Below are 1,066 nucleotides of genomic sequence, written 5' to 3'. Positions count from 1 at the left end.
GATCTCGGACTTCGCCGGATCGTTGGAGCGGCAATCGGCGAGCTTGCCGGGTAGCCCGCCGATATCGGTTGCACTCTTGCGGCGCACCAACTCTCGTGCTTTTCGTGCGGCCATCCGGGCCTGCGCCGAGGACACGGCCTTGTTGATGATCGTCTTGGCATCGGCCGGGTTGGACTCGAACCAATGTGCCAGGTGTTCGTTGCACGCCTTCTGCACGAACGAACGGACTTCGGTGTTGCCCAGCTTGGTCTTGGTCTGACCCTCGAATTGGGGTTCTCCGACACGAACCGAGACAACGGCAGCGAGTCCTTCACGGATGTCGTCGCCGGTGAGCTTGACATCTTTCTCTTTGACGAGCTTCTTCTCCAGCGCGTACTTGTTCACCGTGGAGGTCAACGCGGTGCGGAAACCCTCTTCGTGGGTGCCACCCTCGTGCGTGTTGATCGTGTTGGCGAAGGTGTGAACCGATTCGGAGTAGCCGGCGTTCCACTGCATCGCGATCTCGACCTCGTGGCCCTCACCCTTGCCGGTGAAGCCGACGACCGAGCTGTGGATCGGAGTCTTCTTCGCGTTGATGTGCTTGACGAAGTCGACCAATCCGTCCGGGTAGTGATAAGTCCGCTTGCGCGCCTTCGCTGGCTTCGCGTTGGCTGCTTCGGCCTCTTCCTCTTCCGCGGTCTTCGGTGCCAACGCGGTTTCGCCGAGCTCGTCCTCGGTGGCGTCGGTGGCAGCGACGCGCTCGTCGGCGAAGTTGATGGTGAGTCCCTTGTTCAGGAACGCCATCTCCTGGAGGCGACGGTGCACCGTCTCGAAGCTGAAGTCGAGAGTCTCGAAGATCTGGCCGTCCGGCCAGAACCGCGTCTTCGTGCCGGTGTCTTTCGTGTCGCCGACCGTCTCGAGCGGGCCAGGCTTGGCATAGTCGTATGTCTGTGTGTAGCGGTGGCCGTCGCGAGCGATCTGCAGTTCGACCTTGGTCGAGAGCGCGTTGACCACGGAGATACCGACACCGTGAAGACCACCGGAGACAGCGTACGAATCGGAGTCGAACTTGCCGCCCGCGTGCAGC

Annotated in this window: 1 pseudogene; it reads right to left on the bottom strand. The window is 61.8% G+C overall.

The features are described 5' to 3' along the window. Positions 1-1,066 (bottom strand): annotated as a pseudogene (locus A2J03_RS21620) (DNA topoisomerase IV subunit B); the annotation flags it as partial.

Source organism: Rhodococcus sp. EPR-157 (assembly GCF_001647195.1).
Lineage (GTDB): Bacteria > Actinomycetota > Actinomycetes > Mycobacteriales > Mycobacteriaceae > Rhodococcoides.
Note: the sequence above shows the minus strand (reverse complement) of the source record. Positions and strands in the feature narration are given on the sequence as shown.